This window comes from Cupriavidus sp. C3SS-1 (genome assembly GCF_057073755.1).
This window is the reverse complement of the sequence record NZ_CP172700.1, coordinates 1,006,833-1,021,687: the sequence shown is the minus strand read 5'-3', so window position 1 is coordinate 1,021,687 and position 14,855 is coordinate 1,006,833. Positions and strand designations below refer to the sequence as shown.

Annotated in this window: 12 protein-coding genes and 1 pseudogene; 7 read left to right on the top strand and 6 right to left on the bottom strand. The window is 66.1% G+C overall.

Going from position 1 to position 14,855, the window contains the following annotated elements:
* Position 1 precedes the first annotated feature (1 nt).
* From ACIGJC_RS20690 to ACIGJC_RS20675, 4 genes and pseudogenes are all read left to right on the top strand, one after another.
* Entirely contained in the window at positions 2-1,147 is a 1,146-nt protein-coding gene (locus ACIGJC_RS20690; RefSeq protein WP_483714022.1) for an acyl-CoA dehydrogenase family protein, read from the top strand.
* 241 nt (positions 1,148-1,388) lie between these two features.
* Positions 1,389-2,816 carry a purine-cytosine permease family protein gene (locus ACIGJC_RS20685; RefSeq protein ID WP_483714020.1) on the top strand — a complete coding sequence of 476 codons (1,428 nt, stop codon included), beginning with the start codon at positions 1,389-1,391 and terminating at the stop codon, positions 2,814-2,816.
* 226 nt (positions 2,817-3,042) lie between these two features.
* Entirely contained in the window at positions 3,043-3,615 is a 573-nt protein-coding gene (locus ACIGJC_RS20680) for an NADPH-dependent FMN reductase (RefSeq protein WP_483714019.1), read from the top strand.
* Positions 3,616-3,939: 324 nt separating this feature from the next.
* Positions 3,940-4,470, top strand: a pseudogene (locus ACIGJC_RS20675) (transketolase-like TK C-terminal-containing protein); the annotation flags it as partial.
* Positions 4,471-4,500: 30 nt separating this feature from the next.
* On the opposite strand, the gene ACIGJC_RS20670 reads toward ACIGJC_RS20675, so the two are convergent.
* Positions 4,501-5,469 (bottom strand): LysR family transcriptional regulator, encoded by a 969-nt coding sequence (locus tag ACIGJC_RS20670; RefSeq protein WP_483714018.1) that lies wholly within the window; start codon positions 5,467-5,469, stop codon positions 4,501-4,503.
* Positions 5,470-5,636: 167 nt separating this feature from the next.
* Here ACIGJC_RS20670 and ACIGJC_RS20665 point away from each other — a divergent pair, with 167 nt between their 5' ends.
* A complete protein-coding gene (locus tag ACIGJC_RS20665; RefSeq protein ID WP_483714016.1) occupies positions 5,637-6,542 on the top strand; it encodes a LysR family transcriptional regulator in 906 nt (301 codons plus the stop codon).
* A gap of 30 nt (positions 6,543-6,572) precedes the next feature.
* Here the strand turns inward: ACIGJC_RS20665 and ACIGJC_RS20660 are convergent, their stop codons facing one another.
* The gene (locus ACIGJC_RS20660) at positions 6,573-8,303 is read right to left on the bottom strand and encodes an FAD-dependent oxidoreductase (protein ID WP_483714015.1); all 1,731 of its coding nucleotides are present in this window, start codon (positions 8,301-8,303) and stop codon (positions 6,573-6,575) included.
* 219 nt (positions 8,304-8,522) lie between these two features.
* Between ACIGJC_RS20660 and ACIGJC_RS20655 the strand changes: the two genes are divergently transcribed.
* The gene (locus ACIGJC_RS20655) at positions 8,523-9,227 is read left to right on the top strand and encodes a YceH family protein (RefSeq protein ID WP_483714014.1); all 705 of its coding nucleotides are present in this window, start codon (positions 8,523-8,525) and stop codon (positions 9,225-9,227) included.
* 256 nt (positions 9,228-9,483) lie between these two features.
* Entirely contained in the window at positions 9,484-10,416 is a 933-nt protein-coding gene (locus ACIGJC_RS20650; protein WP_483714013.1) for a patatin-like phospholipase family protein, read from the top strand.
* Between the two features lie 40 nt (positions 10,417-10,456).
* Here ACIGJC_RS20650 and ACIGJC_RS20645 read toward each other — a convergent pair whose 3' ends face one another.
* From ACIGJC_RS20645 to ACIGJC_RS20630, 4 genes are all read right to left on the bottom strand, one after another.
* The gene (locus tag ACIGJC_RS20645; RefSeq protein ID WP_483714012.1) at positions 10,457-10,963 is read right to left on the bottom strand and encodes a hypothetical protein; all 507 of its coding nucleotides are present in this window, start codon (positions 10,961-10,963) and stop codon (positions 10,457-10,459) included.
* Between the two features lie 233 nt (positions 10,964-11,196).
* Complete coding sequence (locus ACIGJC_RS20640) at positions 11,197-11,859, bottom strand: Hpt domain-containing protein (protein ID WP_483714011.1); 663 nt, start codon at positions 11,857-11,859, stop codon at positions 11,197-11,199.
* Between the two features lie 13 nt (positions 11,860-11,872).
* Positions 11,873-12,496 (bottom strand): response regulator, encoded by a 624-nt coding sequence (locus tag ACIGJC_RS20635; RefSeq protein WP_483714009.1) that lies wholly within the window; start codon positions 12,494-12,496, stop codon positions 11,873-11,875.
* A gap of 207 nt (positions 12,497-12,703) precedes the next feature.
* The gene (locus ACIGJC_RS20630) at positions 12,704-14,734 is read right to left on the bottom strand and encodes a hybrid sensor histidine kinase/response regulator (protein ID WP_483714008.1); all 2,031 of its coding nucleotides are present in this window, start codon (positions 14,732-14,734) and stop codon (positions 12,704-12,706) included.
* Positions 14,735-14,855: the final 121 nt, after the last annotated feature.

The window sequence follows — 14,855 nt, the reverse complement described above, 5'->3', positions numbered from 1 at the left end:
AATGACTTCCCTACGTTTGGGCATCTCTGCCGACGATCAGGCACTGGCCGACGCAATCGACCGCTACGCGCAGGAACAACTGGCACCACGCGCGCAAGACATTGACGAACTGGCATGCTCAGCCACCTGCCATGTCCCCGGGCTCGCCAGCCTGGGCGTGATGGGTATGAACATTCCAGAGCGCTTCGGCGGCCCCGGCGTTTCGCCGACAGCCATGCTGCTGTCACTCGTAGCGATCTCCAAGGCCTGCGCTGCAACGTCCTCGATGATAGGTGCCCACTATCTTGGCACGGATGCCATCCTCGTTGGCGGTAACGACGCCCAACGCGAACAGTGGCTCCCGGACTGCGCACGGGGCGTATCTCTTGCCGGTTTTGCACTGACCGAACCGCGCGGCGGATCTCACCCGGCCGACTTGCGCACCAAAGCCGTCCGCGATGGCGACGACTATGTCATCGATGGCGTGAAGCATTTCATTTCGAACGCGGGCGAAGCAAAGGTACTGGTGGTCTTTGCCAGGACGGACCCCGACGCGGGTGCTAGGGGTGTCAGCGCATTTATCGTGCCGACCGACACATTGGGTCTGCAGGTGTCCCCGCCGGAAAAGCTGATGGGCATCCGCGGCGCACATGCCTTTGAGGTATCTTTTGAAGCTGTCCGCATCCCGGCAGCCTATCGCCTCGGAGAGGAAGGCACCGGCTTCAAGACTGCCATGATGGTCCTGGATAACAGCCGTCTTGATGTCGCGGCAACGTCCCTTGGCATCGCGGAGGCCGCGCTCTGCGCCTCCATCCAGTGGAGCAAGGACCGCCATATTGGGGGCGAAGCGCTTGCGCAAAAGCAGGGAATCCAGTGGATGCTCGCCAACATGAAGCTCCAGCTGGAGGCTTCATGGGGTCTGACGATGCAGGCACTCGCGCTGCGCGAGGCTGGCAGACCTTTCACCCTGCAGTCGGCCATGGCGAAGCTGCACGCATCAGAAATGGTGGGCTTCGTTACCGATACCGCCCTGCAACTCCACGGCGGCTACGGCTTCACGCGCGAGTTGCCTTTGGAGCGCTATGTCCGCGATGCGCGCATCCTGCGCATCTACGAGGGCTCGTCCGAGATCCAGCGCAACATCATCGCGCGCACCGTACTAGCATGAGACCAATGCTGCGCGACGGGCTTTCTGACCTGCTGCATCAGGTCCGACGCTTATATCGGCCGTCTAGCGGGTCAACAAGATGAATTGCAAGTCTGCGGAGGTTGCGACCACGCAGGCATGCAATGAGAAAAGCGCGGCTCTCGGGGCATTAGGCACGTCGCGCAAATACGCTGGCCGAACTAGCTTCCGCGTGCCCCTTCATGACGGAATCGCCAGACTCGGCAAGGCACAAGGAGACAGCATGGCAGTAAAAATGGAGCGCCGGACCATCGAGTTCATTCCCCACGACGAACGGCATGGGACGCCGTTCGGCCAGTTCACACTATGGTTCGGCGCCAATCTGCAAATTACGGCGATCGTTGATGGCGCGCTTGCCGTCGTCTTTGGTGCCGACCCGCTCTGGGCCATTGCTGGCCTCCTGATCGGCAACCTGTTCGGGGGAATCATCATGGCGCTGCACTCGGCGCAGGGGCCCGGAATGGGCATTCCCCAGATGGTTTCGAGCCGCGCCCAGTTTGGCGTCTACGGTGCCTGCCTGCCATTGGTGCTCGTCATCCTGATGTATCTGGGGTTCGCTGCCACTGGGACGGTGCTGTCCGGCCAGGCGATCAACAAGATCGTCGGGGCCGACACGCCCGCGGTCGGCATCCTTATCTTCGGTGCGCTCACGATGCTGGTCGCGACCGTGGGTTACAGGCTTATTCATACACTTGGGCGGATCTCCAGCATTGTTGGCGCCATCGGCTTCACGTACCTGGCCATACGATTGTTTGCCACGGGCAACGTGCCGGCTCTGATTGGCGCAAAGCCGTTCGAATCGCCGACGTTCCTGCTCGCCGTCGGCTTGGGAGCGGGATGGCAACTCACCTTCGGACCCTATGTGGCCGACTACTCGAGATACCTGCCGCAGAATACAAAAATCAGCAGCACGTTCTGGTGTACGCTGCTTGGCAGTGTGCTCGGCTCGCAATGGTCGATGACCATTGGCGCACTGGTTGCCGCGGCCTGGGGGGCGGCGTTTCTCAAGTCGCAAGTGTCCTTCATCGGCGACCTGGCAGGAGGAGGCGCCGTTGCCTTGCTCTTCTACGCGGTGATTGTCACGGGCAAGCTGGCCGTCAACACGCTCAACGCGTATGGCGGTTTCATGACGATGCTGACGACGGTCACCGCATTCACTGGCACGCGGCGGGTTACCGGCGTCGTGCGCGCGCTGTTCGTCTTCAGCTTTGTTCTGGCATCGGTGCTCGTCGCGCTTCTCGCCTCGAAAGACTTTCTGGCAACGTTCCGCGACTTCGTCCTGCTGCTGTTGATGGCGTTCACGCCGTGGAGTGCCATCAATCTCATCGACTATTACCTGATCTCAAAGGAACGCATCGACATTCCTGCGCTATACGACCCAGACGGCCGCTATGGGCGCTGGAACTGGCCGGCACTGTTCTGCTACGCGGTGGGCGTGGCCGTGCAGATTCCGTTCCTGGCGCAGCATTTGTACACGGGCCCGCTAACCATCGTGCTGGGAGGCGCGGACATTTCGTGGCTCGTTGGACTGATCGCCACGGGTTTCGTGTATTACTTGCTTGCCAGGAAGTCGACGACGACGCCGGTCCGGACAATCTATCCCGCGCAAGCATATAGCCCCACCGAGCCTGGATCAGGCAGCGGCGGCTGACCCTGACGGCACGGGCAAGGTAATGGCCAGGAATGCGTGGCTAAGAACATCGCCCCGGTGCGCGACGTTCCCAAAGCCTCCTATCATAGAGAGCACCGCAGCAGAGATTCCCTGTGGACAAGTCGCACGCGTTGGTTTCACTTCGTGCCATGGATGAAGCCTGGGACCCGCGGTCGAAGCACTCTCTCTTGGGCCGGTCGTTCAAATCACCAATAAAGGAGTCCGTATGGCAACCTATAAAGTCGGCTACCTGATCGGAAGCCTGGCCAAGGCTTCCATCAATCGCACGCTGTCCAGGGCGCTGATCAAGCTGGCCCCGCCGGAGTTGGAGTTTGCCGAGATTTCGTTCAAGGAGCTTCCGCTCTACAGCTACGACTATGACGACAACTTCCCCCCGGCGGCCAAGGCATTCAAGCAGGCCATCGCCGATGTCGATGCGGTGCTGTTCATCACGCCCGAGTACAACCGCTCGATACCCGGTGGCCTCAAGAACGCCATTGACTGGGCCAGCCGTCCGTATGGGAAGAATTCATTCACGCACAAGCCCTCGGCCGTCATTGGCACGTCCCCGGGAGCCATCGGTACCGCGGTGGCGCAGCAGCACCTGCGCGGCCTGCTGAGTTTCTGCAATTCACCGCAGATGAACGCGCCGGAAGCCTACATCCAGTTCCGGCCCGGCCTGATCACCGAGGCGGGAGAGGTCACCGATGCCTCGACGGAAGAGTTCCTGCGTCATTACATGTCAGAGTTCCATGCCTTTGTCGTCAGGGTTCTGACGGTACTGCCGAGAACCGCCTAGCCCGACATTCCGGCTGGCCATCCAGGCTCACGTGGACGGCCGCGCTGCGCCGTCGGACTGAGGCTGCTCCAGTCCGATAGCGTGGTGGAGCAAGCGGCGGTTGCCGACCCCGTAGGTGCAGCGGCGCGCGGGGCAATACCAGCCGGTCATGTCGGCCGCGACGTGACGGCCGAGCACGAGGCCATCGTCAGAGCCGTGGTCGCGCGCGATGCGGACCGGGCCTGCAAGCTGTGGGTGTTCTGCGGCGACGGCGAGATGGACGAGCCCGAGTCGCGCGGCGCGCTCGGCATGGCCGGGCGCGAACAACTCGACAACCTGGTCTTCGTCATCAACTGCAACCGGCAGCGCCTGGACGGACCGGTGCGCGGCGACGGCAAGATCATCCAGGAACTCGAATCGGAATTTCGCGGCGCGGCCGCCATGCTGGAGCAGGACTGGGGCGTGCAGGCCGACCTGTGGGGCTGCCCGAGCTTCACCGAGCTGGCGCGCGACGGCAATGCGGCGGTGCGCTGGAACCTGCTGCATCCGGACGAAACGCCGCGGCAATCGCACGTGGAGCGTTGCCTGGCCGAAACGCTGGGCCCGGTGATTGCCGCGACCGATTACGTGCGCATGCTGGCCGAGCAGATCCGCCCGTTCGTGCCGCGCGCCTATACCGTGCTGGGCACCGACGGCTACGGGCGCTCGGACACGCGCGAGAAGCTGCGCGATTTCTTCGAGGTGGACCGCCGCTGGATCACGCTGGCGGCCCTGAAGGCGCTGGCGGACGAAGGCAAGCTGGAACGCGGCGTGCTGCGCGAGGCCATCGGAAAATACGGGATCGATCCGGAGAAGCCCGATCCGTTGTTTGCCTGAGCGGCCGCTGGTGCCGCCGCGCCGCGCGGCTCAGGCGGCGGCGCCTTGCAACAGCCTGAGCGGCCCGGCCCCGGCCCCGGCAAATTCCGGGTCTTCCCACGGCGGCCGCGCCAGCGAGGCCTGGAGATACTGCACCAGCGTGCGCAGCTTGACCGAGCCGAAGCCACTGCGCGGATAGACGGCAAAGATGCCGTCGTCCACGGGCGGCAGCTCCGGCAGCACTTCCACCAGGCAGCCGGCACGCAGATCATCCCAGACGATGAAGCGTGGCAACACGGCCAGGCCCTGCCCGGCCAGCGCCGCGTCGCGCAGCACTTCGCCGTTATTGGCGGTGAACACGCCGCGCGGCGTGGTGCTGCGCAGGCCGGCCTTTGCCGACGGATCGGCGAAGGCCCACACCTGCCCCGGCGGCGAGTTGCTGTAGGCCAGGCAGGCGTGCTGCACGATATCGTCGAGCATGCGCGGCAGGCCCGCGCGCTCGGCATATGCGGGGCTGCAGCACAGCACGCGCCGGCTGACCGCGAGCTGGCGCGCGATCAGCGAACTTTCGCCGAGACGCGTGATGCGGATGGCCATGTCGTAGCGCTCGTGGCCCACATCGGCGAGCTTGTCGTCGAGTTCGAGAATCAGGTTCAGGCGTGGATGGTCGCGCGCAAAGGCCGCGATCAGCGGCGACAGCCAGCGCGTGCCGAAGGTCATCGGCGCCAGCACGCGTAATTCCCCGCACAGCTCGCGCGCGGCGTCCGAGACCGCCTGCGCCGCATGGTCGAGCTGGCTCAGCGCGGCGCGCGCCTGCTCGTAGAAGTAGCGGCCGCTCTCCGACGGCCGGATGCTGCGCGTGGAGCGCTGCAGCAGCGATACCCCCAGCTCGCGCTCCAGGTCGCTGATGCGCTTGCTGACCACGGATTTGGACAAACCCATGCGCCGTGCCGCGGCGCTGATGCCGCCAAGCTCGACCACATGAAGATAGGCCTGGATATCTTCGGTTCGCAATGACATCAATGTCCCCTTGCAGGTCCGCCGAGGCCGCCCGCCTTGGCGGCGCCCCATGATGGTGGACCTCTGTTGCTCGATACGACAGTCCAAGCATAGTATTGGGACGAATTCGCCTCTAGATGGCAAATGCGCGCATCAGAGTCCTGTTCCATGAACGATGAGGACACGGTTTGCAAGACCTGAACGATCTCTACCTCTATGTGCAGGCCGTCGACCATGGCGGCTTCGCGCCGGCCGGCCGCGCGCTGGGCATGCCGAAATCCCGCCTCAGCCGCCGCATGGCGATGCTGGAGGAACGACTTGGCGTGCGCCTGATCCAGCGCTCGACGCGCCGTTTCGCCGTGACGGAGATCGGGCGCATCTACTACGAGCACTGCAAGGCCATGCTGGTGCAGGCGGAGGCCGCGCAGGAAGCCATTGAATTCACGCGTGCCGAGCCGCGCGGCACGGTCCGCGTGACTTGCCCGGTCGCGCTGCTGCAAGCCCATGTGGGAACGATGCTGGGCGAGTTCATGGCGCGGCATCCCCAGGTGACCATCCATCTGGAGGCCACCAACCGGCGCGTCGATCCGGTGGCGGAAGCTATCGATGTCGCCATCCGCGTGCGCCCGCCACCGCTCGAAGACAGCGACCTGGTCATCCGCCCGCTGGCGGAGCGCAGCCAGTGCCTGGTCGCCAGCCCGTCACTGGTGCAGGCATTCGGCATGCCGCAGTTTCCCGCCGCGCTCCATGACTGGCCGAGCCTGGCCATCGGCACGCCACAGGCGGACCACGCCTGGCGGCTGTTCGGCCCCGACGGGGAGCAGGCCAACATCCATCACCGCCCGCGCTATGTCACCGGCGACATGGTGGCCGTGCGCAATGCGGCCGTCGCGGGCGTCGGGGTCTGCCAGCTGCCGGTGATGATGGTGCGCGACCAGCTCGGCGACGGCTCGCTGGTGAAGGTCCTGCCAGGGTGGGCGCCGCGGCGCGAGATTCTGCATGCCGTCTTTGCCTCGCGGCGCGGTCTGCTGCCGGCGGTCAGAATGCTGATCGACCACCTGGCCGAGCACTTCGGACAGATGGAGGAAGAGTAGCCGGCGGAATCCCCTCGTCCGGGCCGCAGATCAGGCGGCCTGTGTGGCCGGCAATCCGGCGAGATAGCTGTGGATCTGCGCGACCACGGCTGCGCCCTCGCCTACTGCCGCGGCGACACGCTTGGTCGACCCCGAACGCACGTCACCGATCGCAAATACGCCTGGCACGCTGGTCTGCAAGGGATACGGCACCGCCGACACGCAGCCCAGCGCGCCCCCGCCCGTGCGCACGAAGCCCTTGTCGTCGGTCTCCACATTGCAGGTACGCAACCACGACGCATTGGGATCGGCACCGATGAACAGGAACAGGTGGCGCACCGGCAGCGACACCAGGGCGTCGCTTTCCGCGGGCGCGTGATAGCGCACGTCGGAAAGCCAGCCGTCCCCGTTGAGCGCACGGATTTCCGCATGGGTGTGGAGTTGTACGTTCGGCAGCCCGGCGATCCGGTCGATCAGGTAGCGCGACATGGTGGCAGCCAGCCCCTGTCCGCGCACCAGCATATGCACTTGTGCCGCATGCGTCGCCAGGTACACGGCGGCCTGTCCGGCGGAGTTGCCGCCGCCCACGAGCATCACCGGCTCGTTCTTGCACAGCTTGGCCTCCACGGGGGAGGCCCAGTAGTACACGCCGCATCCCTCAAAGCGCTCGAGCGCGGCAATCGCCGGCCGGCGGTATTGGGCGCCGGTGGCGATGACCACCGTGTGCGTCGGGATCATGCGGCCATCGGCCAGCTCCAGCCGGATCGGGTCCGAACCGCAATGCAGGGCCTTGACCTCGAGCGGAATGGCAATGTGGGCGCCGAACTTGAGCGCCTGCACGAATGCGCGCCCGGCCAGCGCCTGGCCGGAAATGCCGGTGGGAAAGCCAAGGTAGTTCTCGATGCGCGCGCTGGCACCGGCCTGGCCGCCCGGCGAGCGGCAATCGATCACGGCGACCGACAGGCCTTCGGACGCGGCATACACGGCCGTGGCCAGGCCGGCCGGACCCGCGCCCACCACCACCACGTCATAGACGTGCGCCGGGTCGAATTCAGGCAGCAGGCCAAGGCAAGAAGCCAGCTGGCCTTCGTCGGGTGCGCGTAACACGCGGCCGTCCGGGCAGATCACGAGCGGAAAGTCCGACGCCGGCGCGTTCGCGAACTCGCTCAGGCAGGTGCAATCGCGCTCGGTGTCCATGTCGATCACCGTGTACGGATGCCCGTTGCGGCGCAGGAACGCCTGCAGCGCCAGCAGCAATGGCTCCGTGCCGTGCCCGACCAGCACCGGACCGCTGCCGGATTCGATCAGCCCGACGCGGCGCAGGATCAGCGCGCGCATGATGCGCTCGCCCAGATCGGCCTCCGCCACCAGCAGCGCGCGCAGGCGGTCGGGCGGAATGACGAATCCCTCGGAATCGTTCAGTGCGCGGCCGTCCACCAGCGACGGGCGGCCACTCAGGGTGCCGACTTCGGCCGAGAACATGCCCGGCCCGAGGTCGGTGATCAGGTTTCCGCGTCCGAGGCCGTCGCGACGGACGATCTGGATGCAGCCACTGACCACCACGTACATGCCGCGGCCGGCCTGCCCGACCGAAAACAGGTGCTCGCCGGCGTGCCAGTGCTGCGTGGTGCCGAAATGGCGCATGCGAGCGACTTCCTCGGCGCTGAGCGTCGGGAACATCTGGTGCTGCCGCGATTCCAGCGTCGAATAGGGCGCGTCGAGGCCGGCTGCCGCCTCGGTGCCCGGCCCTTCAACGCCCGCCGTCAGTTCCGCCTGCGCCATGCTTGCCCCCCCGGTCATCCCTGGATTTGTCGGCTTGCGCCTGCAGCAGGCGCGGCCGACCCTCGCGCCTCATCGATAGTAGTCCGCAGCAGCGCGAATGCGAGCGCGAGGGCGCGAGCGAGCCGCCTCGGGGCCGCCGGGAGTTGCGCATTCCGCCAGCTTGCGCTTGAATGTCCGACTTGCCGGCTTCGGCCCACCGCACTACGATACGGACCCCTGATGAGCGCCACGCCCGAAACTCCTTCCCGCCAGCCGATACGGACCCTGACCCCGATCGAAGGGCGCGTACTCGGCGTCCTGCTGGAAAAGCAGCACACCGTGCCAGACACCTATCCGCTCTCGCTCAATGCGCTGACCGCGGGCTGCAACCAGAAGACGGCCCGTGCGCCGGTCATGAACGTCACGGAAGCGGAAGTGGTGGTCGCCATCGACGGCCTGAAAGGACTGAGCCTGGTGTTTGAAGGCAGCAGCAGCCGCGTGCCGCGCTTTGAACACAATATGGGCCGCGTGCTGGGCGTGCCGTCGCAATCGGCCGCGCTGCTCGCCATGCTGCTCCTGCGCGGTGCGCAGACGGCGGCGGAGCTGCGCCTGAACACGGTGCGACTGCATTCCTTCGCGGATATCTCGTCGGTCGAAGCCTTCCTTGACGAGCTGGCCGAACACGAACCGCCCTATGTCGTGAAGCTGGCGCGCGCACCGGGCGAGCGCGAGCATCGCTGGATGCACCTGCTCGGTGGCGAAGTCAGCGCGGAGAGCCTGGCCCCGAGCGGGCCAGCCACGGCCGAGGAATCGGTGGCGCCGTCCGAACTCGAACGGCTGCGCGCCGAGCAGCGCGAGCTTTCCAACCGCGTCCAGCGGCTGGAAGCCCTGGTCGAGCACATGGCCAGCCAGCTGGGCATCGACCCGGACGCGCTGGCCAGCTGACCGGCTTGGCCGCCGCCCCTTTCCTGCAGGCCGATGCGACCGCAGGTCGATTCAAGGTATGGTTGAAATTTCTGTCGGTTAATTGCGTAAACCGTTCGAACGCGGTTCCCCGCGCAAGGTGCTGCGGCGCCACGTACGCCAACACTTCGTGATGTGCGATGCCAGCACAGGCAGTTGCGCCACCGGCCTTGGTGTCGCCTAAGCTTTGCTCAAGACGACTTCAACCAGCCGGCGCTGGCCGCGCCGGACCCATATCATGGAAAAAACCGCTTTCGTCTTTGCCGGCGGCGGCAGCCTGGGGGCGATCCAGGTCGGCATGCTGCGGGAACTGGTAGCGGCGGGCCTGACCCCCGACCTCGTGATCGGCGCCTCCGCAGGGGCCATCAACGGGGCCTACTTCGCCTGCAACCCGGGGCGCGACGGGGCAGCGCGGCTCGAACAGCTGTGGCGCACGATCCGGCGCACGGAGATCATGCCGTGGTCCTGGCGCAGCGTACTGGGCATGCTGGGCGGCAGCCGCGGCTATCTGGTGGACGCCTACGGCTTGCGCACGCTGCTGAGCCGCAATTTTGGCGACGCGCGGCTGGAAGGCTCGGCGCTTCCACTACACGTCGTGGCCACCGACATGCAGAGCGGCGCGGAGGTCCTGCTTTCCAGCGGCGCGATCGTGGATGCGGTGCTGGCCAGTGCGGCCATTCCGGGCGTCTTCCCGCCCGTGCAGTTCGACGGTCGCACGCTGATCGATGGCGGCGTGGCGAACAATACGCCAGTGTCGACCGCCGTCCGGCTCGGGGCCACGCGCGTGATCGTGCTGCCGGCGGGCTTTACGTGCTCCGAGCGGCGGCCGCCGCGTGGCGCGCTGGAGCATGCCTTCAATGCGCTCTCGCTGCTCGTCGCGCGCCAGCTCGTCCATGATCTGCAGCACTGGAGCAGCCATGCGCATATCTCCGTGGTGCCGCCGCTTTGCCCGCTCGATATCTCGCCCTACGACTACTCGCGCTGCGGCGAGCTGATCGACCGCGCGGCAAGCACCACCGCGCAATGGCTGTCGCATGACGGGCTCGAAAGCGCGAATGTGCCAGGGGCACTCCATCCGCATACGCATGATGCGCAAGCGCCCAGCTGCAGTGCCGACATAACGCCGCCACGGCCGCCGCAGGCATCGTCCGGCGCGGAACACCACTTATAGCGCGGAGGGCACTCGCTCGACCTCCGGACTGAAGGGGACCTCAGGGCAGGCGTGCCAGCAAGCGGTCGCGCAAGCTGGGCGGCAGCGCGAGCCGGCCCTTGCCGTCGACGGCGCCCGGGTCGAAGACCAGCACGCCGCGGTCCCAGTGCAGGCGCACGGGACCGGAGTTCGCGAACGTACGCTGGGCCAGCAGGACGTTGCGGCGGGCGCTGTACACGCGCACCAGCACCTTGTGCTCGGAAAGGTAGCAATACTCGGCCTCGTAGCGCGCCGAGGGGTCGGGCGTGGGCAGGCGCCGGCAGTTGTGGGCGTCCGCGCGCTCCCAGGCCCCGTTGCCGTAGAGGATCGCCGTCCACGTTGCCCCGAGCGCCAGCCCCCAACGCGTCCCGGTCGCGGCAAGCTGCATCGCCCGCGCGCGCCGTCCTTCGTCGCGGGAAAACACGAACCACACTGCGTGTGCCACCCCCACGACCAGCAGCAGTACCGCCACCCCGGCCAGATGGAAGTAAAAGGAGGATTCCGGCATGGCCGCCATGGCATGAGTCATGACCCGTCCCCAGACAAGCGTGAATGGAAACCCGAAGGGAAAATGCCTGGAGGACTGCGACGCGCGATGAGAAGCCATTACCCGGGACGCGGACCTCCGCGATTCATTCCGCACCCTCATATAAAGATCGCTTTAATTCTTTATATAATTATTTCGATGCGGAATTTAAATAATAATAATGCCGGCAATGGATTTTTAAATCCGGTGAATTACTGAATCCAAATGAACCCGGGTTATTCGCCGGCTCCGCCAACGAGCATGGCGTGGAATTCGCGGGCGGTCGGTGTGAATATCGCGGCCACCGCACTGGCCAGCGCGGCATCGCCGCTGCGGGCGGCATTTTCCAGCCTTTGCGCGAGCCGGTGGAAGCCCTGGCAGTCGGCAAGGTGCGCCGACGCTTTCACGCGATGCGCCACGCTGCGCAGGCTTTCCAGGCTGTCGCCTTCCGCTTGCAGCCTTTCGAGATCGGACTCTGTCGATGTCGCGAGCGCCTGCGCCAGTTCCGCGGCAAGCGCGGGATCGCCGAATGACTGGCGCGCAATGGCATCGGCCAGCCCCGCACGCTCCCTGCCTGAAATGGCCAGGTAGCCATGCCGGGCCAGCAGTCGGAAAACGGCTTCCTCGGTGACAGGCTCGGCCAGGGCATCGTCGTAGAAGTCGCCCTGCGCCTGGCCTACACAGACCAGCAGTACACCATCCCGGCGCGCGCGCTGCAGCAGGCACGTGGCGACGAAGTCCGGAGCGGCCACGATCAGGCGCGGCACCGCAGCGGCAAGTACCGCGTCCGTCTCCGCGGCGGTCACGCATTGGGCGGACAAACCCGCGTCACCGAGCCACTGCGCCAGCCGCTCGCTCCAGGCGCTGCCCGACTGGGCCAGGATGAATGCGTCATGCATGGCAGTTCCTTCTTCACCCGATGGCGATATGGTGCCGCCGGGCGAAATCGATGACATCGACCAGCGAGCGCGCGCCCAGCTTTTCCATGATGCGGGTCTTGTGCGTACTGACGGTCTTGTTGGAAATGAACAGGACCTCGCCGATCTGCTTGTTTGACATGCCCTTGGCCAGCATCTGCAGTATCACCAGTTCCTTGTCGGACAGGCTGCCGAGGCGGCCCGCCTCGTCGCCCCCTTCAACGCGTCCAACAGCGGCGTCGGGCATGACCGAGTAGCCGGCCAGCACCGATTCCACGCAGCGGACAATCTCCGGCAGCTCCTGGGTCTTGCTGACAAAGCCGTTTGCGCCGGCCTGCCGGGCACGCGGGGCGAAGGTGTTCTGGTCCTGGCCCGAGATCACCAGGATACGCACGGTCGGCTGAATTGCCTTGAGCCGCGGGATAACGTCCAGGCCATTGATGCGTGGAATATCCAGATCCAGGATCACGACGTCGGGCGCATACTGGCGCACGATTTCGACGGCGGCCTGGCCATTGTCCGCCTCCAGAACGTGCGTCACGCCGAGGACCTGCGACAGGTGCGTCTTCAGCACGACACGCACCGCGGGGTGGTCGTCGACAATCAGGATTGTGGCCAAGGCAAGGGCTCCGTCTCAAATGGCATTGCCTGCAACGGCAGGCATTTATTGTCTGGCACACCATTGTGTTCAGCATTTTTCCGCATAGGCGCAGGAAATTTCCGAGTGCCGGTACGACTTTTCCCGATTCAACGAAACGTTAACAATTAAGCACTTTTAAGAGTTTGAGGTCCCCGGGACCCGTTGCCGACCGCATCATGATGCGCCCTAACGCGCCCACCGGGCAATGCAGGCGCGCAGTGCCTCCATGCGCACGGGCTTCGCCAGACAGGCGTCCATGCCCGCGTCGCGACACTGCCGCTCGATCTCGGTGCCCACCGAGGCTGTCAGCGCAACGATCGGCACATCGGCATTGGCTCCGGACCCGGACGCCCGAATCCGGGTCGCCAGTTCGAAGCCATCCATCCCGGGCATCTGGCAGTCCGTGAGCACCAGGGCGAAGGCGTGTTGCCCAAGCAGTTCCAGCGCCGCTTCGCCGTCCGACGCCACGGTGCAGTCCTGGCCCAGCTTTTCCAGCTGGCGCCGCATGATGACCTGGAACGGCAGATGGTCTTCTACCACCAGGATGGCCTTGCACTCGTCGAGTGGCGCGATCGACAACGGCCGCGGTGCAGCCGGATCTCCCGCCGCAAGCGCCGGTACGGGTTCGGCCACCGGCAAGGTCACGCACAGGGAGACCGTCGTGCCCGCGCCAGGCTCGCTGCTGAGTGTCAGCGTGCCGCCCATGTGCTGCGCCAGCCGCCGGCAGATCGCCAGGCCCAGCCCGCTGCCCCCGAAGCGTCGCGAGATGGTGCTGTCCGCCTGGGAGAACGGCGCGAACAGCAGTGCCTGCTGCTCGGGCGCGATGCCGACGCCCGTATCGGTCACACTGAGGGCCACGCGCTGGCGCTCGCCCTGGTCTTCCAGCAGCGCCAGCCGGACCCGGATCCCGCCGTGTGCCGTGAACTTGACGGCGTTGCCGACCAGGTTGAGCAAAATCTCCTTGAGCCGGGTGGGATCGCCGAGCAAGGCCGCAGCGACGTGCGGATCCGCATCGAACGTGAAAGCCAGCCCCTTGGCCGCGATCGCGGGCCGATGGACGGCCATGACGGATGCGACGAGCGCGCGCGGATCAACCGGCAGCGATTCCAGCTTCAGCTGGCCGGCCTCCAGCCGCGAATAGTCCAGGATGCCGCCGAGGATCTCCATCAGCAGGCCCGCGGCATTGTCGGCCAGCGCGACCTCCGAGGCTTGCTGCGCGCTCATCGGGCTGCCGCGCAGCAATTCCAGCGCACCGATCACGGCGGCCAGCGGGGTGCGGATCTCATGCGTCATGGTCGCCAGGAAGCGCGCCTTGGCCTGCGCCGCCTCTTCCGCGGTCGCGCGCGCTGCGGCCAGCGCGTCGAGCTGCCGATGTTCGTCGGTGGCGTCGCCGGCGTAGCCACTCCAGCGCAGTTGCCCCGATCCGGTCCGCACGGGCGCGCCGACGAACAGCCGCAGCCAGCGGATTTCGCCATCGACCACGATGCGCAGCTCGAACTGGGCTGCCGACTGCGCGGCCGCGGACTGGCGCAGGGCTTCGGCCATCTTGAGCCGGTCGTCAGGCAGCACGGACGCATACCGGCCGTCCACCACCGCGAGCAGCCGCTCGGCCGACCATCCGCGGTAGCGCTCGGCCTTGGCCGCGAAATACGAAAACCAATGCCGGCCGTGGGGATCGGCGCAAAGCTGGAACGACGCCACCGGCAAGGCATCGGAGATCTCGTCGAGCATGCGCTTGGCATCGAGCGCGGCGTGTTCCGCGGCCAGTTGCCCGGTGAGGTCGATGGTCGCCGAGACGACGCCCGCCACGGTGCCATCCGGCAGTCGCAGCGGCTGCGTGGCAAACAGGAGGTCGTGCCAGTCGCCGGCGGCGTCCTGTACGTGCAAGGCTTCCTCGACGCGCTGGCCGGACGCCTGGGCTCGCCCGACGGGCGACGCCACGGCCGCGATGATGTTGGCCGGCAAGTCGACCTCTGCGAGGGTCCTGCCCAGCACCTGCTCGCGGCCGATGCCAAGAAAGGACTCGAGCGCCGCGTTGACCACCATGTAACCGCCACGCTCGTCGCGCGCGGCAATCGGATAGGGCGCGGCATCGACAATGGCAGCCAGCACATCGCGCTGTTTGCCCAGCGCGCGCAGGCGACGGTAGAGGCGAGCCAGGCAGGCACCCATCAGCACCAGGCAGGCCGCCAGCAGGCCAGTCAACGCAGTCGGCATCGCAAGCTCCATCGCTAAGGGGGACGCGCAGAACAATAATACCGCTCCACAGTGCCTTGCACGCCGCACCTGCAGGCTACTGGCAAGGTGCTCGGCATGGGAAGCCCACACCCTAATAGGA